Annotated in this window: 24 protein-coding genes; 9 read left to right on the forward strand and 15 right to left on the reverse strand. The window is 29.7% G+C overall.

The annotated features are described in order from the left end of the window. Positions 1-174: 174 nt before the first annotated feature. Both BTO07_RS08945 and BTO07_RS08950 read right to left on the reverse strand, forming a co-directional pair. Positions 175-696: a nuclear transport factor 2 family protein gene (locus BTO07_RS08945; protein WP_087520900.1), complete on the reverse strand. Its 522-nt coding sequence runs from the start codon at positions 694-696 to the stop codon at positions 175-177. After that, a complete protein-coding gene (locus BTO07_RS08950) occupies positions 696-1,307 on the reverse strand; it encodes a hypothetical protein (RefSeq protein WP_087520901.1) in 612 nt (203 codons plus the stop codon). Before BTO07_RS08950 ends, BTO07_RS08945 begins: the two co-directional genes overlap by 1 nt. 184 nt (positions 1,308-1,491) lie before the next feature. On the opposite strand from BTO07_RS08950, the gene BTO07_RS08955 reads away from it, so the two are divergent. The 3 genes from BTO07_RS08955 to BTO07_RS08965 all read left to right on the forward strand — a co-directional run bounded on the left by BTO07_RS08955 (position 1,492) and on the right by BTO07_RS08965 (position 3,751). After that, complete coding sequence (locus tag BTO07_RS08955; protein ID WP_087520902.1) at positions 1,492-2,433, forward strand: NAD-dependent epimerase/dehydratase family protein; 942 nt, start codon at positions 1,492-1,494, stop codon at positions 2,431-2,433. Positions 2,434-2,566: 133 nt separating this feature from the next. Further along, positions 2,567-3,178 carry a thioredoxin family protein gene (locus BTO07_RS08960; RefSeq protein WP_087520903.1) on the forward strand — a complete coding sequence of 204 codons (612 nt, stop codon included), beginning with the start codon at positions 2,567-2,569 and terminating at the stop codon, positions 3,176-3,178. Positions 3,179-3,268: 90 nt separating this feature from the next. Beyond that, positions 3,269-3,751, forward strand: a complete 483-nt coding sequence (locus BTO07_RS08965; protein ID WP_087520904.1) for an ABC transporter ATPase — start codon at positions 3,269-3,271, stop codon at positions 3,749-3,751. A 4-nt stretch (positions 3,752-3,755) separates the two neighbouring features. Here BTO07_RS08965 and BTO07_RS08970 read toward each other — a convergent pair whose 3' ends face one another. Beyond that, positions 3,756-4,142: a nucleoside triphosphate pyrophosphohydrolase family protein gene (locus BTO07_RS08970; protein WP_087520905.1), complete on the reverse strand. Its 387-nt coding sequence runs from the start codon at positions 4,140-4,142 to the stop codon at positions 3,756-3,758. A 102-nt stretch (positions 4,143-4,244) separates the two neighbouring features. Continuing rightward, complete coding sequence (locus BTO07_RS08975; RefSeq protein ID WP_087520906.1) at positions 4,245-4,967, reverse strand: SDR family NAD(P)-dependent oxidoreductase; 723 nt, start codon at positions 4,965-4,967, stop codon at positions 4,245-4,247. Positions 4,968-5,089: 122 nt separating this feature from the next. On the opposite strand from BTO07_RS08975, the gene BTO07_RS08980 reads away from it, so the two are divergent. Beyond that, positions 5,090-5,296, forward strand: a complete 207-nt coding sequence (locus BTO07_RS08980) for a hypothetical protein (protein WP_087520907.1) — start codon at positions 5,090-5,092, stop codon at positions 5,294-5,296. A 6-nt stretch (positions 5,297-5,302) separates the two neighbouring features. On the opposite strand, the gene BTO07_RS08985 is transcribed toward BTO07_RS08980, so the two are convergent. From BTO07_RS08985 to BTO07_RS09005, 5 genes are all read right to left on the reverse strand, one after another. Then, on the reverse strand, positions 5,303-6,220 hold the full coding sequence (locus BTO07_RS08985) for an ion channel (RefSeq protein ID WP_087520908.1): 918 nt from the start codon (positions 6,218-6,220) through the stop codon (positions 5,303-5,305). 114 nt (positions 6,221-6,334) lie between these two features. After that, positions 6,335-8,362, reverse strand: a complete 2,028-nt coding sequence (locus BTO07_RS08990; protein WP_087520909.1) for a dipeptidyl-peptidase 3 family protein — start codon at positions 8,360-8,362, stop codon at positions 6,335-6,337. 38 nt (positions 8,363-8,400) lie between these two features. Continuing rightward, a complete protein-coding gene (locus BTO07_RS08995) occupies positions 8,401-8,886 on the reverse strand; it encodes a hypothetical protein (protein WP_232456998.1) in 486 nt (161 codons plus the stop codon). 291 nt (positions 8,887-9,177) lie between these two features. Further along, a complete protein-coding gene (locus BTO07_RS09000; RefSeq protein ID WP_087520911.1) occupies positions 9,178-9,939 on the reverse strand; it encodes a hypothetical protein in 762 nt (253 codons plus the stop codon). Beyond that, a complete protein-coding gene (locus BTO07_RS09005) occupies positions 9,939-10,496 on the reverse strand; it encodes a DNA-3-methyladenine glycosylase I (RefSeq protein WP_087520912.1) in 558 nt (185 codons plus the stop codon). The genes BTO07_RS09000 and BTO07_RS09005 overlap by 1 nt, the downstream gene beginning before the upstream one ends. Before the next feature lie 227 nt (positions 10,497-10,723). Here BTO07_RS09005 and BTO07_RS09010 point away from each other — a divergent pair, with 227 nt between their 5' ends. Next, the gene (locus tag BTO07_RS09010) at positions 10,724-11,158 is read left to right on the forward strand and encodes a DUF6146 family protein (protein WP_087520913.1); all 435 of its coding nucleotides are present in this window, start codon (positions 10,724-10,726) and stop codon (positions 11,156-11,158) included. Here the strand turns inward: BTO07_RS09010 and BTO07_RS09015 are convergent. Then, positions 11,151-11,645, reverse strand: coding sequence for a dihydrofolate reductase (locus tag BTO07_RS09015; protein WP_087520914.1), 495 nt, complete (start codon positions 11,643-11,645; stop codon positions 11,151-11,153). The genes BTO07_RS09010 and BTO07_RS09015 overlap by 8 nt on opposite strands. A gap of 302 nt (positions 11,646-11,947) precedes the next feature. Here BTO07_RS09015 and BTO07_RS09020 point away from each other — a divergent pair, with 302 nt between their 5' ends. Further along, positions 11,948-12,244, forward strand: coding sequence for an isoamylase early set domain-containing protein (locus BTO07_RS09020; RefSeq protein WP_087520915.1), 297 nt, complete (start codon positions 11,948-11,950; stop codon positions 12,242-12,244). A gap of 64 nt (positions 12,245-12,308) precedes the next feature. On the opposite strand, the gene BTO07_RS09025 is transcribed toward BTO07_RS09020, so the two are convergent. The 5 genes from BTO07_RS09025 to BTO07_RS09045 all read right to left on the reverse strand — a co-directional run bounded on the left by BTO07_RS09025 (position 12,309) and on the right by BTO07_RS09045 (position 17,559). Next, complete coding sequence (locus BTO07_RS09025; protein ID WP_087520916.1) at positions 12,309-13,133, reverse strand: thymidylate synthase; 825 nt, start codon at positions 13,131-13,133, stop codon at positions 12,309-12,311. 165 nt (positions 13,134-13,298) lie between these two features. Then, a complete protein-coding gene (locus BTO07_RS09030; protein WP_087520917.1) occupies positions 13,299-14,702 on the reverse strand; it encodes a NupC/NupG family nucleoside CNT transporter in 1,404 nt (467 codons plus the stop codon). Between the two features lie 17 nt (positions 14,703-14,719). Continuing rightward, positions 14,720-15,331, reverse strand: a complete 612-nt coding sequence (locus BTO07_RS09035) for a bifunctional nuclease family protein (protein ID WP_087520918.1) — start codon at positions 15,329-15,331, stop codon at positions 14,720-14,722. 421 nt (positions 15,332-15,752) lie between these two features. Next, positions 15,753-16,709, reverse strand: a complete 957-nt coding sequence (locus tag BTO07_RS09040; protein WP_087520919.1) for an electron transfer flavoprotein subunit alpha/FixB family protein — start codon at positions 16,707-16,709, stop codon at positions 15,753-15,755. A gap of 103 nt (positions 16,710-16,812) precedes the next feature. Then, on the reverse strand, positions 16,813-17,559 hold the full coding sequence (locus BTO07_RS09045; protein WP_087520920.1) for an electron transfer flavoprotein subunit beta/FixA family protein: 747 nt from the start codon (positions 17,557-17,559) through the stop codon (positions 16,813-16,815). Positions 17,560-17,775: 216 nt separating this feature from the next. Between BTO07_RS09045 and BTO07_RS09050 the strand changes: the two genes are divergently transcribed. The 3 genes from BTO07_RS09050 (at position 17,776) to BTO07_RS09060 (ending at position 22,109) form a co-directional block, all read left to right on the forward strand. Further along, positions 17,776-18,753, forward strand: a complete 978-nt coding sequence (locus BTO07_RS09050; protein ID WP_087520921.1) for a pyruvate dehydrogenase complex E1 component subunit beta — start codon at positions 17,776-17,778, stop codon at positions 18,751-18,753. Between the two features lie 196 nt (positions 18,754-18,949). After that, a complete protein-coding gene (locus tag BTO07_RS09055; RefSeq protein WP_087522591.1) occupies positions 18,950-19,483 on the forward strand; it encodes an inorganic diphosphatase in 534 nt (177 codons plus the stop codon). Between the two features lie 310 nt (positions 19,484-19,793). After that, positions 19,794-22,109: a sodium-translocating pyrophosphatase gene (locus BTO07_RS09060; RefSeq protein WP_087520922.1), complete on the forward strand. Its 2,316-nt coding sequence runs from the start codon at positions 19,794-19,796 to the stop codon at positions 22,107-22,109. Positions 22,110-22,119 lie beyond the last annotated feature (10 nt).

Genomic DNA, 22,119 nt, shown 5'->3' on the forward strand with positions numbered 1-22,119 from the left:
CAAGAAAACGAAGTAATTGCTTTTTTAAAATGAGATTGCCACAGTTTACAAAAAAGTAAACTTCGCAATGACAGAAAGTAGACCAACTAGTTTAGCCCTGATTGAAATGGCATCCTTTTTTTGTTTTTCTCAAAAAAAGATATAATGTAAAGCAGGAAATAGCTTCAAAAATAATTAATTCTTAAACTTTCTTAAAAAGATAGAATCACTTTTTTTCTTTGCAACAATAACTGCCTGAACATCGTTATTAGGAATTTCTACAGACAATACATAATGTTTAATTTTCCAGGTTTTGTTCTTTTTTTCTAAAACTCCAGAACCTCTACAAGTTCCCATCCAAGTAGTTAACAACTCATCGAACCAAACAAAGTTTTTAGCTTCGTTTACGTAAATATTTCTTTCTAAAGCTATAAAACTCCAAGCTTTTCCTTTATCAAAAAATGGTTTACTAAAATTTTCAAATTGTTTTTTATTCCAATTTTCTGTAGCATCGGTTCCTATAAAAACAGAAACGCTATCCATTTTACTAAAATAACCTTCGTAATTTGCTTCAGAGGCAGCTTTATGCCAATCATCTAACAAAGTATGTACGTTGGTTTTTATTATTGATATTGCTTGCGCGGGTGCTATTTCCTTTTTTGGGATACAACTAAAAAAAGAAGTTACTAAAACTAGAATGAAGAAACGATTTTTCATTATTTCTGCTTTCTATAATTCTTATCTAACAATCCATTCATTTTCTTAAGATTGATAGATTTCTTTGAGACACTATCCATTTTTGTAGAATCGATACCTATATAATCTATTTTTATATCTATAGCATCCTCAAAACGCTTTTTAGAATAAATGGTGTTTATTTTTGAATTTACTGAAGAAAATGCTCTTATTGTTTTATCGACTTGCAAGTTTATATCTTCAGAGGTAATTGCTGGAATAAGGGTTAAATCTGCCAAACGCAATGTTTCATTATGCAAAACATTTATTCTTGCATGAAAAGAAGGAATGTCGCAAAATTCTGGTATTGCATTGTCTTTTAAACTTGCAACCAAATCTCTTAATTCTAAAGCATTACTTAAAGCTTCATTAGGAGATACGTTTTCGAACTTCTTTATAAATGAGTTTACATTTTGTAATTCTGGCCAATTTTCTATTTTATTTTTAAAATCTGAACTAACGTTTTCTAAACGGATATGTTTTTTTGCAATACTTCGTTTAGGTTTTTCTTGTGTAGCTTTAAGAGCATCTTTTTTTTTATTTCCACAAGAAAATAAAATTAATGATAGAAATAAATATAATATATGTTTCACGATAGATCTATTGTTATATCTGGTAAAAATACACATTTTAACGGCAGCGTTTATTTATTTAAGAAAATTGTAACAAACAACTACTTTTCTAAACAAATATTATTGAATAATTATTTTAAAGAATATTTTTTACGAATACCAAAATTAAGTACATTTGTTTTTATTAAAATCGTAATTTAAGGATATGAGTGAAGTTATTTTGGTTTTAGGAGCAAGTGGTCAAATAGGTGTTGAACTTACCCAAAAACTCCGTGATTTATACGGTAACAACAATGTTATTGCTTCGGATATTAGAGAAGGCAATAAAAACATGATGGTTTCTGGACCTTTTGAAATTGTTGATGCAACTGATAAAGAAACTATTCTAAAAATAGTAAAAAAATACAAGGTAACTCAGATTTATCTTTTAGCAGCAATGTTATCTGCTACTGCTGAAAAATATCCACAAAAAGCATGGGATTTAAATATGAATTCTTTGTCAGCCGTTTTAGATATTGCGAAAGAAAAGCATATAAAACAAGTATATTGGCCAAGTTCTATTGCTGTTTTCGGACCTAAAACCCCAAAACAAAACACACCTCAAAACACGGTTATGCAACCATCTACAGTTTATGGAATTAGTAAAGTTGCTGGTGAATTTTGGTGTAATTATTATCATGAAAAATATGGTGTAGATGTTAGAAGTATACGTTATCCTGGTGTTATTTCTTGGAAATCTAAACCAGGTGGAGGAACAACAGATTATGCTGTAGATATTTTTTTTAATGCCATAGAAAAAGGTACTTATGAATGTTTTTTATCAGAAAAAACACGTTTACCAATGATGTATATGGATGATGCTGTTAACGCAACTATTCAATTAATGCAAACTGATTCTAAAAATGTAAAAAATAGAACTGGTTATAATTTAGCGGCCATTAGTTTTACTCCTGAAGAAATTGCATCAGAAATTAAAAAATATATCCCTGAATTTACTATTTCTTATCAACCAGACTTTAGACAAGAAATTGCAAATAGTTGGCCAGAATCTATTGATGATTCTGAAGCTAGAAAAGATTGGAATTGGCAACATAAATTTGATTTATCGACTATGACAGAAGATATCCTTAAAAATCTAAAAAAATAATTCCTTTAAAATATGGTTGTAAGATATTCGATTTTTTACGTCTACTTTAATGATTAAAAAACAATTGTTATTTGTAACAAAAGTTACAGTCAATTTTAATCAATAAAAATATCTTTACACAAAATATTAAGAGATGAAGAATATCATTGAAAAAAGTTTAGAAAACTCATATACATATCAAGAATTTAGAGATTTAGTTAGTCATTTATTAACTGAAGATAAATCTACTGGACACACACAGTCTGAAGCAATAACAGGATTTAGTTTGTTAAATGACAGAAGAATGAAACGTCTAGACAAAACCATTAAAGTTTCTGAAGAAACAATTGCAGAAATGAATACAATTAGCGAACCACAAACTTGGTTGGTAATTGCTGAAGGTTGGTGTGGAGATGCTGCTCAAAATTTACCTGTTATTAATAAAATTGCAGAAACGAGCAATCTTATTGATTTTAAAGTAGTTTTAAGAGACGATAATGAAGATTTAATGAACCTATTTTTAACTAACGGTGGTAAAGCAATTCCTAAATTAATCGCTTTAGATAAAGACAATAATGTAATTGATACTTGGGGACCAAGACCAACTGTTGCTAGTAAAATGGTTGCAGACTATAAGGCTGAACATGGTGTTATAGATGCTAAATTTAAGCAAGATTTACAAGTTTGGTACAACAAAGACAAAGGACTAAGTGTACAAGACGATTTTGTTAAACTAGTTAAAAACTTACAAGCAAAAGAAGCTTAATTCTTTAAAAGATAAAATTTTAAAACCGCAAATTAATAAATTGATTTGCGGTTTTTCTTTTCTGTATATTTGCAGCGAAAAATATATAAAATGTTTACAGATTATTCCTTAATTACCGAAGAAGCAAAAGTTTGGATTTACCCTTCTAGTAGAAAATTTTATCCAAATGAACTTGAAGGAATAGAAAACAAAATAAAAACTTTTGTTGAAATCTGGAAATCTGATGACGAAAACTTTAAAGCTTCCTACAAGTTTCTATACAACAGATTTATTATTCTTGTTGCTGATGATGAAAACTCACCACTAACAAATGCTGATATAGATACTTCTGTTTCTTTCATTTTAGGTCTACAACAAGAATACGAAATTGAATTATTAGACAAAATGAATGCTTGTTTTAAACAAGGTGAATATGTACAATACAAAGATTTAAAAGACTTTAAAAAGCTTCTAAAAAACAAAGCTGTTACTGCAAAAACCATCATTTTTGACAATTTAATTACCACTAAACTTGATTTCGAAAACAATTGGGAAATCCCTATTGAAGAAAGTTGGTATAACAGATACTTGTAATATTTTATTTTTCTAAAATTTCTGCAATATTGGGTTTAAAATAATTAGGCCCTTTTAACACTTTACCATCTTCTCTGTAAATTGGTTTTCCGTCTTCACCTAATTTACTCATGTTACTGCGCTGAATTTCATTGAAAACTTCTTCAATCTTATTTTGCATTCCATGTTCTATAATAGTACCACATAAAATATACAACATATCACCTAAAGCATCTGCAACCTCAACTAAATCGTTATTTTGTGCAGCTTCTAAATATTCTTCATTTTCTTCTTTCATTAAATCAAAACGAAGGTTTTTTCTGTCTTCACCAATATTTACAATTGGTTCTTGATTCATATTTATTTTAAATGCAGTATGAAATGCCGTTACTCCTGCTATTTTGTTTTTCATAAATTGGTTTAAGTTTTATAATTGGTGTTTTTCGTTAATGTTCTTCTGTACTAGAAATTAATATTTTGTTTTATTCTTGGTTTTATTAATTACTTGCTAATTCTACAAAGCTTTTTTTAATAACCAAGCTGGAGCTAATTTTAAACTCCAAGCAACTAATCGCCAACGTTTAGAAACATAAGCAACTCTTTTTTTCTTTTTAATTGCTGTGTAAATTTGTTTTACTGCTTTATCTAGAGGAACTAACCAAAATAGATCTTCCCCTAAAGCCATAGCTGTATCTATAAAACCAGGTCTTATATCTGTGATAAAAACCTTTTTAGATTTAATCGATTTCGTTTTAATATACAAACTCTCTAAATATGCTTTTTGATATGCTTTGGATGCAAAATAAACGGGTGCTGAACGATTTCCACGAATAGAAGCTATAGAAGAAATACCTACTAAATGTCCAAACTGTTGCTTTCTAAACAAATTATAAGCTAAAATATACAACCTAGTAACACCCAAAACGTTGGTATTTATACTCTGTTCTTCTTTACCCCAAGTAAGTTTAGGGTTTATGTAAGCAACTCCTGAAGATTGAATAACCAAATCTATGGTTTTAAACTCTTCAATAATTTCATTAAAAACCTTTTCGACATCTTCTATATTCTGAATATCATTCTGTTTTACCAAAATTTGATTCGGATGTTTATTTTTAAGTTCTTCTAATAACTCAATTCTTCTTCCTGTAACAGCAACTTTATAACCATCTTTTACTAACATTTCAGTTAATGATTTTCCTATTCCAGATGTTGCTCCAAAAACGATGGCGTTCTTCATTTAATTTGTAATTTTACAAAATCAACTTTTGTTGATTTTAGATAGACAATATATAGAAACTTTCTGATAAAATAAAAGTTTCTCTTTTACTACCGATTCACAACTTATAAAGAATACGAATTATGTTTTTAAGTGCTCATTTTACAACAGGAAGAATCGTTTTTATGGTTTTATTTATCATTGCTTTTATTGCTTTAATGATTTATAGCTACAGAAAGGATATTAAAAACCATGATCGTTATTACAAAGGTGCTGGAAAAAAAGTGCTCTTTTACGGAATTCTTGTTATCGTTATTTTTGTTGCTATTCGTTTTTTTTGGGGACAATAATCTGATTTACATTTTTTCTACTTCACTTAATTTATCATGATCTAAAACAGTGAAACCTTCATCATTAAAACTTGCAGAAGGCACATATTTTACATCTAATTCTAGTTTATCAAAATCATAAGAATGGATTTGATATACTTTTTGAGCAAAAGATTCTTCATGATAATTTACTAAAATATACAGAAACGCATCTAGCTTTTCAATTTCTTTGTTAGAGTATTTAAACAACGGACTATCTTCATCAATTTGATGAACGACTGTCCAAATTGTAGGTAGATACATCACCTTATTTCTTTCTAAACGTAGCGTAAAAAAATCACGTTTAAACGCTCCTTTAGTATCTTTCTTTGTAATAGATAATGTTACCTTTATTTCTGGTTCAATCATCACTGTTTTTCTACTATTCATTAAACGAAACATAATAGCTCGTTCATTTTTAAACTCTCTTAAAATTATATTATCACTGAATTTAATATTTGCTTTTGGTTTAGAAAAACGTCCATATAATAAACCCGTAATAAATGAAAAACTTAACAAACCAGTCATCGCTTCAAAAGCAGCAATAAAATTCGCAGTAATTCCTTTTGGCGCTATACCTCCATAACCAACAGTTGTTAAAGTCTGTGCACTAAAGAAGAATCCGTTTAAAAAATCCTCAAAAAAACTTCCTTTTGGTTTTGTAATTTGTTCGATTCCTATACTTACATAAATTAAACCAAAAAACAAGTTTAAGATTGTATAAGCAAGAATAATCAACAAGAAAAATTGAAACCAAGAAATATCTATAAAATAAGAATATAAGTCGCTCATATTCTTTTTTCTATTGATATGAAAAACATTACTACTACCATCATCATTGATAATGTCTTGTGCATTCTGCCTAGAATTATAACCAAAACCAGGATCTTTAACTTTCTTTGCCATATTGTAAAAATACAAAAAACCGACTCTTTTCAGAATCGGTTTTTAAAATTGTATGCTTTTTAATTATTAATTTTTTGTTCCTAAAAAATTATAATTTTTCTCTTTTTTCAAATTTTAATTTTTTGTACCCAAAAAATTATAATGTTTAGAATAAAACAACATTTGTTCTTCAAAACTTTTTGGTTGGTTTACGATAACATCTATAATAGATTTATCGGCACCTAAAGCTGGCTCTAAAACAGGGTTTACAAAACCACTATAAGGCGCAGAAGTAAATTGTTTATTTCTTTCTATAACCTCTTTATGTATTTCTTGATCTACTTTTACCCCATAACCTTCAACTAAATTTTTAGCAGCTTCAAAATCTCCTTCAGATTTTATACGTTGTGCTTCACGTAATAATCTTCCAAAAATCTCTCTTAATTTGTCATAATCATTTATGTTAAAAAAGGTTTTTCCGTCTTTTACTACTTTTTCAATTACGTTTTCTTTTGCTCCTTGTTCAAAAGCCCAAGCAGAAACCCATTGACGATTTACCATGTGATCTTCTTCAATATCTTTTCCTAATTCAATTCTCACTAATTGAGCCATTAATCCATTTCTGATATAACCATCATAAGCAGCCATTCCTGTTTCTTTCCAATTATCAGTTAATCCTAATTCTTGTATTTTAGAATCCATTAAATAATACAACCCAACTAAATCTGCACGCCCCTCTTCCATCGTAGATGCGTAATTTTGAAGTGTTTCTTTAGGTTGCCCAATACCATCATTTATTTTACCAGATGCATGACCAACAACTTCGTGTAAAGCTGTGTGTAATTTATCTGCAATCTGACCGTATTTTTCTTCTAATCTAATTTCTTCTTCATCGTTTGCAAATTCTTTTAAACGACCTGTTCCTCCAGCATTATTATAAGCTCCAATGATGTTTCCAAGAGAAACAGATTTAGAACCATGTTGTTGACGAATCCAGTTATTATTTGGTAAATTCACTCCAATTGGTGTACTTGGTGATGAATCTCCTGCTTCACCTGCAACATTTACAGTTTTATAAGAAACTCCTACAACATTTTCTTTTTTATGAGTTGGGTCTAATGGTGCATTATCTTCAAACCATTGTGCATTATCAGATAAAACTTTCATTTTACGAGACATGTCAAAATCTTTAATTTGAACAACTGTTTCGTAAGAACCTCTATATCCTTTAGGATCATTATATACTTCAATAAAACCGTTAATCCAATCTATATTTCCATCAGTAGATGTTGCCCAAGCAATACAATATTTATCCCAAGTATCTAAACTACCCGTTTTATAATATTCGATTAACAAACCTAAAGCATTTCCTTGTTTTTCATTTTCTGCAACTCCTTGTGCTTTTTCTAACCAACCAATAACGTTGTCTATTGCAGCTCCATACATTCCTCCAGATTTCCAAACTTTTTCTACCAATTTACCATCTTCTCTAACTAATTTAGAGTTTAAACCTGCTTCAATTGGCATTCCTTTTGGCCCTTTGTAAGCTGTTTTATAAAAATTAACTACATCTTTATCTGTAATATCTGGCGCATAAAAATTAATTGCTGATGACAATACATTATCAACTCCAGATTTCTTATTTACTTTTTTATTATCAGTATCATTAAACATCACCTCAACAACATCTGCAGATAATTGTGTGTTTGATTTTTTTAACAACTCGTTTGTAAAATATTCTTTTGAAAATTCTGGTTTAATTTTATCATTTGAATAATGATGATGAATTCCGTTAGAAAACCAAACTCTTTTTAAATACGTTTTAAAAGATTTAAAATCTAAACTATCTCTATCTCCTTTGTAATTTTGGTTGATATTTTCTAATGCTTTTCTAACACTTAAGTTGTGACGATAGTTTTGATCCCACATAATATCTCTACCAGATAAACCTGCTTGCGTTAAATAATAAACAAGTTTTTTTTCTTTTAAAGTCAATTCTTCAAAACCTGGTATTTTATAACGTAGTACTTTAATATCTGCAAATTGCTCTACAAAGTGATTAAATTCAGTTGCTACTTTTACTTTTTCATCCTTCTTTTCTGATGAACAAGAAGCTAATAATATAGCAAAAGAAAAGGCATAAATGATTTGTTTTATTTTCATTCTATTTAATTTATAATTGAAGGATAAATATACAAATTCTAAATGTGTATTCTTCTAATATTTTTAAATCTAGCTCCTAATTCTTTATGCCTTAATATATAAATGTTGTGGGCTCCAAAACTTAGGATAAAGTAAAATAAACTGATACCACTTGGAGGATTATTACTTGGTAAAAAATTGAAAATACCAAAAGCTACATCTGGCCATTTCCAACAACCAAATTTTGTTCCAATAATTTCTAAAATAGCAACAACAATATACATTGTTAAAAAAAACACTCTTTCTTTCTTTTTTTTAATCAACAATGCAAAAACCCCAATTGTCATTACAAAACCAAAAACATCATTAAAAAACCACAAATAAGCTAATGAAAACAATGAGACAAAGCTGTATAATATATTTTCTATTAACTTATGATGCTTTTTTATGATTGAAGATTTCGAAAACACAAAAACTCTTGCATATATTATGGGGTGGCCAAAAATAACATATATTGGTATAGAGTCTAATCTATAAGTATACATATTCAATATAATTGAAAAGAAAAATTCTCCCAAAAAAGCAACTACTAAAGCATATATTAATAAGTTTCTAACTCGTTTAACAGATTTTAAATACAAAACGATAAATCCTATTATAGATAAAACATTTAAAAGGGATAAATTATTTTGAAAGTTTTCAGTTATGGTGTCACTATCTAAATAAATGATTCCAAAAATAAATAATACAACCCCTATTTTACGAGTAAAGGTTTTAATAATTTCTTTAAAATCTAAGTATGATATTTGTGACGTTCTTTTGATAATATTATAATTTTAAGTGGTTATACTTCTAATATTTTTCAATCGCTTCCAAGTTATTTTATGACGCTGAGTATAGATAAAAAAGCAACTAACATCTAATAAAAAATAGAACAAACTAATTCCACTTGGCGGATTATTACTTGGTAAAAATTCAAAAACTTCAAATCCTATGCTTGGCCATTTCCAACAGCCAAAGGCTGTTCCTCCTATTTCTAAAATAGCGACTAAAATATACATCGAATAAAAAAACAATCTATCTTTTGGTCTTTTCCAAAGTAACAGAAAAACACCTATTGTCATTACAAAACCAAAAATATCATTAAAAAAAAGCAGGTATATAGTAGCAAAAATTATTATAAAAATTGAAAACAATTGCTCCACATCTTTATGATGCTTTCTTACAATAGAATTTTTGCTAAACATAAAAATTCTACCATATAACGCTGCATGACCTATTGGTACATATAAAGGAACATTTTCTAGTCTATAAGTATACATGCTTAACCCTCTAGAAAACAAATACTCTCCTCCAACACCTAAGACCACTGCATATATCATTAATTCTTTAACTCTTGGAGTAGATCTAAAATACATTTTAAAGAAGCCAGCTAGCATTAAAATATTAATTAATAGCTGAGAATTCGTAACATTCTCTGAAAAATAAATACTATCAAAAAACAAAACAAATACAAAGAAGACGAAACGACCAATTTCTCTATTAAAAATAGAAATAATCTGTTTTAGATCTTTTTTAGGAACTGATAATATTTTCATTAATTTGGATATTTAAAACAATCTGTAGTATGATCATTCACCATACCAACTGCCTGCATATATGCATACATTACCGTTGAACCCACAAACTTAAATCCTCGTTTTTTTAAATCTTTAGAAATAGTATCCGACAAAGTTGTTGTTGCAGGAACATCTGCTCTTATTTCGAATTTATTAATAATTGGTTTATCGTTAACATAACTCCAAATAAACTTAGAAAAAGAACCAAATTCTCTCTGAACTTCCATAAACAAATTTGCATTTGTAATGGCACTTCTTATTTTTAACTTATTTCTAATAATACCAGCATCTTGAAGCAGTGATTCATATTTACTTTCAGGATATATTGCAATCTTTTCATAATTGAAATCATCAAAAGCTTTTCTAAAATTTTCTCTTTTATTCAATATTGTAATCCAACTTAAACCTGCTTGAAAAGTTTCTAAAATCAAAAATTCAAATAGCGTTTTGTCATCATAAACAGGTGTTCCCCATTCATTATCGTGGTAATCTTTATACAACTCACTATCTGTTACCCAAAAGCATCTTTGTTTCATCTTTTTATTTTAAAGTTGAAAAATAATATTAAAAGAATTAAAATCACTCATTTTAAAATAATTTTTGACTGATAAAACCCGTTTACTCACTAAAAGCATGCTTACACTCATTCTAGCTTTTTTAAATTAAATAACAAGACTACTTTTGAGTAACGGTAATTGAAAATGAATAAAATAATCATTTTCAAACAAGGAAAACTTATATAAATTCTTTATCTTTAGGTATTATGAAACTTTTTAAACACTTAGTCTTACTATTTTCTATTGGTGTCTTTTTTTGGGCCTGTGGCTCATCACCAATAAAAAAGAACATTTCACAAAAAGAAGAACCTGTTGTTATTGCTAACGATAGTTTAGAGTATGAAGTTATCATTTTTGATATTGGCTTTAATGCTTTTTTAAATACTGTTGCTCAACCAGAAGGGTTTTATTCTCAACCTTATTTAGAAGCTAGAAATAGAGCTTGGGTAATTACTTGGAATAATAGAGTTAGAAATCCTAATCAATTTAATTCTAGTATTTATGAGAATATTATAGACTATCAATCTACCATAGATTATGGATACGAAGTTAATTACAAACTATTTAATTACTTTTTATTTGCTCAGCAAAAATATAAAATGAATTTAGGTGGTGGCTTTAGAGCCAATAGAATTAATTAGCTTTCTTTTGAAAACTTAAAAAGCTATAATCAAATTTATTTTTTTCATCAGCTTTAAAATCTTCTCTATTTGTTTCTTTCCAAATATTTAAATCAATTTTTGGAAAAAAAACATCTGCCTCAAACTCTTGATGAACTTGTGTAATATCTAATTGATCTGCTAAATCTTTTTCTATTGCTTCCTTATATATTTGTGCTCCACCAATAATAAACATAGCATCATCTTTTTCTACTAATTCAATTGCTTCTTCTAAACTATGAGCAATTAAACAACCATCTTTAAAGTAATTTTTATTTCTGGTGATAATAATTGTTGTTCTATTTGGTAAAGGTTTCCCTATAGATTCAAATGTATTTCTACCCATTAAGATATGGTGACCAGAAGTAATTTTCTTAAATCTTTTTAAATCTGAAGGTAAATGCCAAATTAAATCATTGTCTTTTCCTAAAGCATTGTTCTTTGCAATTGCGGCAATAATTGTAATCATAAAGTCATGAAATTTTAAACGAATTTAAAGTAATTCTCTGAAGATTTGACGTTTTAGATACATTTTAAGCCAAATTTATATGTTTACGAATACGTTTTCGATTCGAAAACACTGAAAATCAAGCTAAAAGAAACAGTCGCTTTTTTATATTAACTTCAGTTTACGCTCTCTTTTTTTTGATATTATCAATAATTTATACAGTCATTTTAGTAAACTGATAATTCTTTGAAAATCTTTCGCAACAATTTTTATTATAAGTATATACTTCTATACTTTTACCAAAAATCTTGAATTAAAAAATTATGGCAATTAAAAAACAGTTTTTAAAAAGCAAACCAGTTTGTAAAGTAACTTTTACTGTACCAGCTGAAGAAGCTAATAAAGTAGCAGTTGTAGGAAGCTTTAATGAATGGAATGAAAAAGCAACACCTTTAAAGAAATTGAAAAATGGTTCTTTTAAAGGTACAGTAGATTTAGAATCAGGAAAATCTCATGAATTTAGATACCTAGTTGATGGTGCTTATGTAAATGAACTAGAAGCAGATGGTTTTGCTTGGAGTGATTATGCAGGTGCAGAAAATAGCGTATTAAACATATAACATAAGGTTATGAAAAGGTAAAAAAAGAGCTTTCAATTTATTTGAAAGCTCTTTTTTATTTTAGTTAAACTGCAACTTGTCCTTTTATATGAGGATGAGGATTGTAGTCTATTAACTCAAAATCTTCGAAAGTAAAATCTAAAATATCTTTTACTTCAGGATTAATTTTCATTTTGGGTAACGGTCTAATATCTCTTGATAACTGTAACTCTAATTGTTCTTTATGATTATTGTAAATATGAGCATCTCCAAAAGTATGTATAAACTCTCCTGCTTCATAACCACAAACTTGTGCTATCATCATTGTAAATAAAGCATAAGAAGCAATATTAAAAGGAACTCCTAAAAATATATCTGCACTTCTTTGATATAGTTGACAAGATAATTTTCCATCGGCAACATAAAACTGAAAAAAGGCATGACAAGGAGGTAAAGCTGCTTTTCCATTTGCTACATTTTCTGAAAAAGAAACAGAATTATCTGGTAATACTGAAGGATTCCAAGCAGAAACCAACATTCTTCTTGAGTTAGGATTGTTTTTTATAGTCTCAATTACATCTTTTAACTGATCTACTTCATCACTATTCCAATTACGCCATTGATGACCATAAACAGGACCTAAATCTCCACTTTCATCAGCCCAAGAATTCCATATTTTAACTCCGTTTTCTTGTAAATATTTAATATTTGTATCACCTTTTATAAACCAAAGTAATTCATATATAATAGATTTTAAATGCAGTTTCTTTGTGGTTACCATTGGGAAACCTTCACTCAAATCAAAACGCATTTGATGCCCAAAAACACTTTTTGTTCCTGTTCCTGTTCTATCTCCTTTTTCGTTTCCGTTTTCTAAAACGTGTTTTACTAAGTCGTGATATTGTTTCATTCTGATGTGTAAGCGTTTAATGGTTTATTTGTGTAAGCATAAATAATAAACTTCTGTAAAAATAGAAAAAGCATCAATAGTTTTACTTGATGCTTTTTAAATATTGTATAAAAGTTATTAACGGATTGAAAATAACATTTTATGATTATCTGTGACGATTCGCCACTAACCTATAATCATACCTGCAATTGTTGCAGACATTAAAGAAGCAATTGTACCTCCAATTAAAGCTTTCATTCCGAATTCTGATAATACTTTACGTTGTCCTGGAGCTAAAGAGCCAATACCTCCAATTTGTATTCCTATAGAAGCAAAATTTGCAAAACCACATAACATATATGTAGCCATAATTATAGATTTATTAAAAGTTAAATGTGTTGCACTTGCTACATCTTTTAATTCGGCTAATTGTATATAACCTACAAATTCACTTGCAGCTAATTTAATTCCTAATAATTGTCCCATCATAGAAATATCTGCAGTTGGCACACCAATTAACCACATTAATGGAGCAAAAATAGAGCCCAAAATAAATTCTAATGATAATGCTGTATAACCTGTGTTTTCAGCAATTATTCCGTTTAAAGTTGTGATATCTCCAACCCAACCTAAAATACCATTTAACATTGCAATAATAGCTACAAAAACAAGAAGCATTGCTCCTACATTTACAGCTAAACGCAAACCTTCTGTAGTTCCATTTGCAATAGCATCTAAAATATTAGATCCTATTTTTTCTTGTGAAACAGTAACATCTGAATTTACCTTTTCTGTTTGTGGATATAATATTTTTGAAATTACAATTGCACCCGGAGCTGCCATAACTGAAGCCGCTAAAAGGTGTTTTGCAAAAACTAATTCTAACGCTTTATCTCCACCTCCTAAAAAGCCAATGTAAGCTGCTAAAACTGCACCTGCAACTGTTGCCATACCACCAATCATTACTAATAGCATTTCTGACTTATTCATTTTTTCTAAATAAGCTTTTATTAAAAGAGGTGCTTCTGTCTGTCCTAAAAAGATATTACCTGCTACAGAAAGACTTTCCATACCAGAAATACCTAAAAATTTAGATAAAACGATTGCTAAAATTTTTACAACTTTTTGAATAATACCTAAATAGAATAACAATGAAGTTAGTGCAGAAAAGAAAATAATAGTTGGTAAAACTTGGAAAGCAAATATGTACCCAAATTTATTCATATCACCTACAATACCTGCAAACAAGAACTCACTACCTGCTTTTGTATAACCTAATATTTCTATAAAAATTCCTCCAACAAGTTCGAAAATGGTTTGAATGAATTCAACTTTTAAAACCCCTATTGCTATTAATAATTGTAAAGAAATACCGATAGCAACTTTTTTCCAATCAATTGCTTTTTTGTTTGCGCTAAATAAGAATGCAATAACAATTAATGAAAACATTCCTAAAGCTCCTCTCCAAAAACTACCAAAAGTAAAACCTTCACTTGGTAAAATTTCTGTTACAGCATTTACTGTTTCTGTATTTTGAGAAAAAATTGAAATTGATAATAAACAAAAAACTGCAATAAGTATTTTTTTCATAATCTAAATGTATAATATTAAGAGCGTTTGCTTATTTCGTCTCTAATTTTTGCAGCTAACTCATAATTTTCATCAGCTACTGCGTCATTTAATTGGTTGTGAAGTTCTTTTAAAGAGACGTCTGAAAACGTAGATTCTTTTTTAGTTACTAAATCTTCTAAATCTAAAGCGTCTTCTTCTGATTCTGAATCATCTTCAATACCAAACTCTTCTTCTAACTTAAGAAAAACTCCCGCTTTTTCTAAAATATTCTCATAAGTGTAAATTGGTGCTTCAAAACGAACTGCAATTGCTATTGCATCTGAAGTTCTAGCGTCAATTATCTCTTCTATACCATCTCTTTCACAAACTAGGCTAGAAAAGAATACTCCATCTACTAATTTATGAATAATAACTTCTTTTACAGTTATTAAAAAACGGTCTGAAAAGGTTTTGAATAAATCGTGTGTAAGTGGTCTTGGAGGTCTAATTTCAGTTTCTAAAGCAATTGCTATAGATTGTGCTTCAAAGGCTCCAATAATAATAGGTAAAGTTCTTGTTCCTTCTTCTTCACTCAAAACTAAAGCATATGCTCCGCTTTGGGTTTGACTATAAGAAATACCTTTTATACTTAATTTTATTAAACTCATAAATTTATTTACATAAAACTAAAAAGTAATTCAGAAATGTTGAGGTTGCTTCTTTACAAACTTTTTAGAGGGCACAATTTAATAAAAATAATAGCTTAAAAACTGATATTTCTTTAAAAAATGACGAATGTTCTTGCGTGAAGGATTGAAGCATCTGTTTGAGCTCTTTTTATTTTTTTTCAAAATAAAAAAGCGAGTGCGGAAAGCCTGACGAAATTATTTAAAACTAGATAGAAGTTCATAAAAAAAATCTACCAAAATTTTTACTTCTGATAGATTTTATAATACGAAATTTAAAATAATTTGGGCACGCCCAAAAAAATAATTAATTTCTTAAAATTCTTTATTTAGTTTCCCGTTTTCACGGGAATGACATTTTAACGGAATCTCCAAAGTAAAAACATCGGAGAACATTTTTTAATTATGAAGCTTTAAAAGCTTTTAATTTTTCTATTAATTTTGGTACAACTTCAAAAGCATCACCAACAATACCGTAATCTGCAGCTTTAAAGAAAGGTGCTTCTGGATCTGTGTTAATAACTACTTTTACTTTTGATGCGTTAATACCTGCTAAATGCTGAATTGCTCCAGAAATACCGATTGCGATATATAAATTAGACGCTACTGGCTTACCTGTTTGACCAACGTGTTCTGAATGTGGACGCCAACCTAAATCTGAAACTGGTTTAGAACATGCAGTTGCAGCTCCTAAAACTTCTGCTAATTCTTCTACCATTCCCCAATTTTCTGGTCCTTTTAAACCTCTACCTGCAGAAACAACAATATCTGCATCGTCTATTGTTACTTTACCAGTTACTCTTTCTATTTTTTCTGATTTTACTCCAGAGTCAATAATTGTAGCATTAAAAGATTCAGTGGTTCCTGAAACTGCGTTTTCGTGAATTCCATAAGAGTTTTTAGCTAACCCAATAACTTTATTTTCTGTAGAAATTACTGTATTTGAAAATGCTTTATTAGAGAATGTTTTTCTTTTTACAGTAAAAGGGCTTGTACTTGAAGGTAAATCTACTGTGTTAGAAACACAACCTGCTTCTAAACTTACAGCTACTATTGGTGCTAAATACAAACCATCTATCGTTGAATCTAAGATTACAACATTAGCGCTTTCTGCTTTTGCTACTTCTGTAACTACAGCTGCGTATTGTTTTGCATTAAAAGTGTTTAAAGAATCGTTAGATACTGAAACAACTTTTTCTGCTCCATACGTATATAATTCTGATGAATCACTTGCATTTATTGTTAATGCAACAACATTAGTACCTAATTGTTCTGCAACTTTTTTTCCATATGAAACTACTTCAAAAGCAGTTTTCTTAAATTTTCCTTCCGATGAATCGGCAAAAACTAAAACAGACATATTTTTTATTTTTTTTAAACGTGTAATTGTTGAATTGTTAAACTGTGTAATTGTTAAACTGAGAACGCTTAAACAATTAAACGTATAAACAGTTACACAATTTTTAAATCACTTTTGCTTCGTTATGTAATAAGCTAATTAGCTCATCTACATTGTCTGCATCTACTAATTTTACAGCTCCTTTTGGTGCTGGTTTTTCAAAAGATTGAATATTTGTTGATACATCACCTCCTACAGCTTCTACAACTTGTAATGGTTTTTTACGAGCCATCATAATACCACGCATATTTGGAATACGTAAATCTTTTTCTTCTACAATTCCTTTTTGACCTCCTATAATTAAAGGTAAACTTGTAGCTAAAGTTTCGTTTCCACCATCAATTTCTCTTGTTGCAGAAACAGATGTTCCATCTACTTCGATACCAACACAACCATTTATAAAATTAAAATCAGTTAAAGTTGCTAACATTCCAGGAACCATTTGACCGTTATAATCTGCAGATTCTTTTCCTGCTAAAACTAAATCATATTCGCCATTTTTAACAACAACTGCTAATTCTTTTGCTACTTGAAATCCGTCTGTTGGACTAACATTTACACGAATTGCATTATCTGCTCCAATTGCTAAAGCTTTACGCAATGTAGGTTCTGTTTCTGGTCCACCAACATTTACTATTGTTACAGAAGCTCCTTGTTTTTCTTTAAACCACATTGCTCTTGTTAAGCAAAATTCATCATAAGGGTTAATTACAAACTGAACTCCATTTGTATCAAACTTAGAGTCGTTTTCAGTAAAATTAATCTTAGATGTGGTATCAGGAACGTGACTAATACAAACCAATATTTTCATAAACTTCTATTTTTATTCTTTTTGTTCTTTGCGAAATTACATCTTTTTTTTAAAAAAATACTATGCATGCATAGTATTTTTTATTTATTTAACATTTTACGAAAACGATTGCGAAATAATTTAAAAATAATCTTACAGTTTACACTAATGTAATTAAAAAAAATGCCAATAATTCCTTACTTTTGCAACTGAAAACACTAATTACAATTATACTAGATGAAAACAATTCAATTCAGACAAGCTATTTGTGAAGCTATGAGTGAAGAAATGCGCAGAGATGAAAGCATTTATTTAATGGGTGAAGAAGTTGCAGAATATAATGGTGCCTACAAAGCATCTAAAGGTATGCTAGATGAGTTTGGTGCTAAACGAGTTATAGACACTCCTATTGCTGAACTTGGTTTTGCAGGAGTAGCTGTTGGTTCGGCAATGAATGGTCTTAGACCAATTGTAGAATACATGACTTTTAACTTCTCTCTAGTAGGAATTGATCAAATTATAAACAACGCTGCAAAAATTAGACAAATGTCTGGTGGACAGTTTAATTGCCCTATTGTTTTTAGAGGACCAACTGGTTCTGCTGGTCAATTAGGAGCAACACACTCACAAGCATTTGAAAACTGGTTTGCAAACACACCTGGTTTAAAGGTTATTGTACCATCTAATCCTTATGATGCAAAAGGTTTATTAAAAGCTGCAATTAGAGATGATGATCCAGTTATTTTTATGGAATCTGAACAAATGTATGGTGATAAGATGGAAGTTCCTGAAGGAGAATATATTATTCCTATTGGAGTTGCAGACATTAAAAGAGCAGGAACGGATGTAACAATTGTTTCTTTCGGGAAAATCATAAAAGAAGCTTACAAAGCTGCTGATGAGTTAGCAAAAGAAAATATTTCTGTTGAAATTATTGATTTAAGAACAGTTCGTCCAATGGATCATGCTGCTATTATAACATCTGTAAAAAAGACAAATAGATTAATTATTTTAGAAGAGTCTTGGCCATTTGCAAGTATCTCTACTGAAATTACTTATAGAGTTCAAGAAGAAGCATTTGACCATTTAGACGCTCCTATTAAAAGAATTACAACTGCAGATACTCCTGCACCATATTCTCCTGTTTTATTTGAGAAATGGATACCAAATCATCAAAATGTAATTGATGCTGTAAAAGAGGTTATGTACCTTTAATTACACTTTAAAGCAGTAAACAAAAGTCCTATTCAAAATTGAATAGGACTTTTGTTTTTTAAGCTTTTTCACATATGTTAATGAAAACCATTGCGTAAATTATTTCATATAATTTAAAATAACCTTATTTTATGACTATTTTTGTAAATAATTCAAATATTGAAAGAAAATTAAACTTATGAGTAAAGAACCAATTATGAGTAAAGAACCTAAAAGCAAGTTAACTTTTGACGTTTTAATAGAGATACCTAAAGGAAGTAGAAATAAATACGAATATGATTTTACATTACATAAAATTAGATTCGATAGAATGTTATTCTCTTCTATGATGTACCCAGGTGATTATGGATTTATTCCAGAAACTTTAGCATTAGATTCAGATCCTTTAGATGTTTTAGTTTTAGGTCATCAACCAACCTACCCAATGGTTGTTATGGAAGTTAGACCTATTGGTGTATTCTATATGACAGACGAAAAAGGGCCAGATGAAAAAATTATTTGTGTACCAGTTTCTGATCCAATATGGAGTAACAAAGCAGATATTGCAGATTTAAATCCTCATAGATTAAAAGAAATTGAACACTTTTTTCAAGTTTATAAAGACTTAGAAAAGAAAAAAGTAGATACAGGAGGTTGGGGAGACGCAGCAGCTGCTATAAAAATCTATCACGAATGTGTGAATCGTTATGATAATAGTGAACACAAGAAGAAAAGAACGTTTACAATATAATTAAACGCTAACAAACCAAATATAAAAACATCTTAATTTTAAGATGTTTTTTTTTGCTTAAAAAATTTATTTTACTCTTTTAATATTGATTATAGTTATCAATTATTTTTTTACCATATTAAAATTTAATTACTTCCACAAACAAACCTGACATAAGTCATAGTATGGATAATATAATTTTAAGCAACCTAAAATACGGTATCTTTAATTTACATGGGTTTTTTTTGTGACATTTATTTTCTTACTTTAGCTTGTCAAAAAAAAATAATCAAATTTCGAAATAAATAAGTAACTAAATAAATAAGTAAGTATGGAAGTAATAGTAAAATTTCTCCCCCTCTTTGGTGTGGTAGCATTAATCTTCGTTTTTCTAAAAAGCGGTTGGGTTTCAAAACAAGAAGTAGGTGATGAAAAAATGTCACGTATTGCAAAGAATATTGCTGATGGAGCAATGGCATTCTTAAAAGCTGAATATAAAGTTTTAGCAATTTTTGTGGTAGCAGTAGCTATCTTATTGTTTTTTAAAGGTTCTTCTGAAGTAGGATCTAGCGGTATGGTTGCAGTCTCTTTTGTAATTGGAGCAATTTGTTCTGCTTTAGCAGGCTTTATTGGAATGAAAGTAGCAACTAAAGCGAATGTAAGAACTACACAAGCAGCAAAAACATCATTAGGAAGAGCATTAGAAGTTGCTTTTGCAGGTGGAGCTGTAATGGGCTTAGGTGTTGTAGGTTTAGGTATTTTAGGCTTAAGTAGCTTATTTATGATATATCAAAGCATGTGGCCAGGTGCTGAAAACTTAACATTAGTACTAAATGTACTTTCTGGTTTCTCATTAGGAGCTTCTTCAATTGCATTATTTGCACGTGTTGGTGGTGGTATTTATACAAAAGCTGCAGATGTTGGTGCCGATTTAGTTGGTAAAGTTGAAGCTGGTATTCCTGAGGACCATCCATTAAATCCTGCAACTATTGCAGATAATGTTGGTGATAACGTAGGTGATGTTGCTGGTATGGGTGCTGATTTATTTGAATCTTATGTAGGTTCTATTATTGGTACTATGGTATTAGGTGCTTTTATCTTAACACCTGAATTTGATGGTTTAGGAGCTGTTTATTTACCTTTAGTTCTTGGAGCTGTAGGTATTTTAATGTCTATCTTAGGTACATTCTTCGTAAAAGTAAAAGATGGTGGAAACCCACAAACAGCATTAAACATTGGAGAATTTGGTTCTGCTGGATTAATGGTTGTTGCATCTTACTTTATTATAAATGCTTTAATTCCTGAATCTCATTCTGAATTACCTTTCGGAGCCATGGGTGTATTTTGGGCAACAATTGCTGGTTTAGTTGCTGGTTTAGGTGTTGGTAAAATAACTGAATATTATACAGCTACAGGTAAAAAACCTGTAATGTCAATTGTAAAACAATCTGAAACCGGAGCTGCTACAACTATTATTGCAGGTTTAGGTGTTGGTATGATGTCTACAATGATTCCAACTCTTTTAATTGCTGCTGCAATTATGGTTTCTCATCATTTTGCAGGTTTATATGGTATTGCAATTGCTGCAGTAGGTATGTTAGCAAATACAGGTATTCAATTAGCTGTTGATGCATATGGTCCTATTTGTGACAATGCTGGTGGTATTGCTGAAATGGCTGAATTACCAAAAGAAGTTCGTGAACGTACAGATAAATTAGATGCTGTTGGTAATACAACTGCAGCTGTTGGTAAAGGATTTGCAATTGCTTCTGCAGCATTAACTGCTTTAGCTTTATTTGCTGCATTTATGAAGACAGCAAATGTAGTTGCTATTGATGTATCTCATCCTCAAATTATGGCAGGATTATTAATTGGTGGTATGTTACCATTTGTATTTTCTGCATTATCTATGAATGCTGTCGGTAGAGCTGCTATGGCAATGATTGAAGAAGTTAGACGTCAATTTAGAGATATTCCAAAATTAAAAGCTGCTTTAGAGGTTATGCGTAAGTATGATTCTGATATGACAAAAGCTTCTAAAGAAGATAGAGCAATTTTTGATGCTGCTGATGGTGTAGCAGATTATGGAAAATGTATTGATATTTCTACAAAAGCATCCATTAGAGAAATGGTATTACCAGGTTTATTAGCAATTGCTGTACCTGTAGCTGTTGGTTTTATTGGTGGTGCTGAAATGTTAGGTGGTGTATTAGCAGGTGTTACAACTTGTGGTGTTTTAATGGCAATTTTCCAATCTAACGCAGGTGGTGCTTGGGATAACGCTAAGAAAACAATTGAAGAACAAGGAAGAAAAGGATCAGAGGCTCACAAAGCTGCTGTTGTAGGTGATACAGTTGGAGATCCTTTTAAAGATACTTCTGGACCTTCTTTAAATATTCTTTTAAAATTAATGTCTGTTGTAGCATTGGTAATTGCGCCAAGTATTGCTTTAAATAGTGATGCAGTTGCAGATTACAATAACGCAAAACAAGATGTGAAAATTGAAGTTACTCAAACAGCAACAAGTACTAATGCAACTACTAAAACAGTAGATATTAAAGAAACTGAAAAAACTGAAGGAAAAGTTGTTAAAATTGAAGAAGTAAAAATCGTTAAAGAAAATGTTGAAGTTGTTGCTTTAAAGTAAGAAACTAAAC

The organism is Polaribacter sp. SA4-12, from assembly GCF_002163675.1.
Lineage (GTDB): Bacteria > Bacteroidota > Bacteroidia > Flavobacteriales > Flavobacteriaceae > Polaribacter.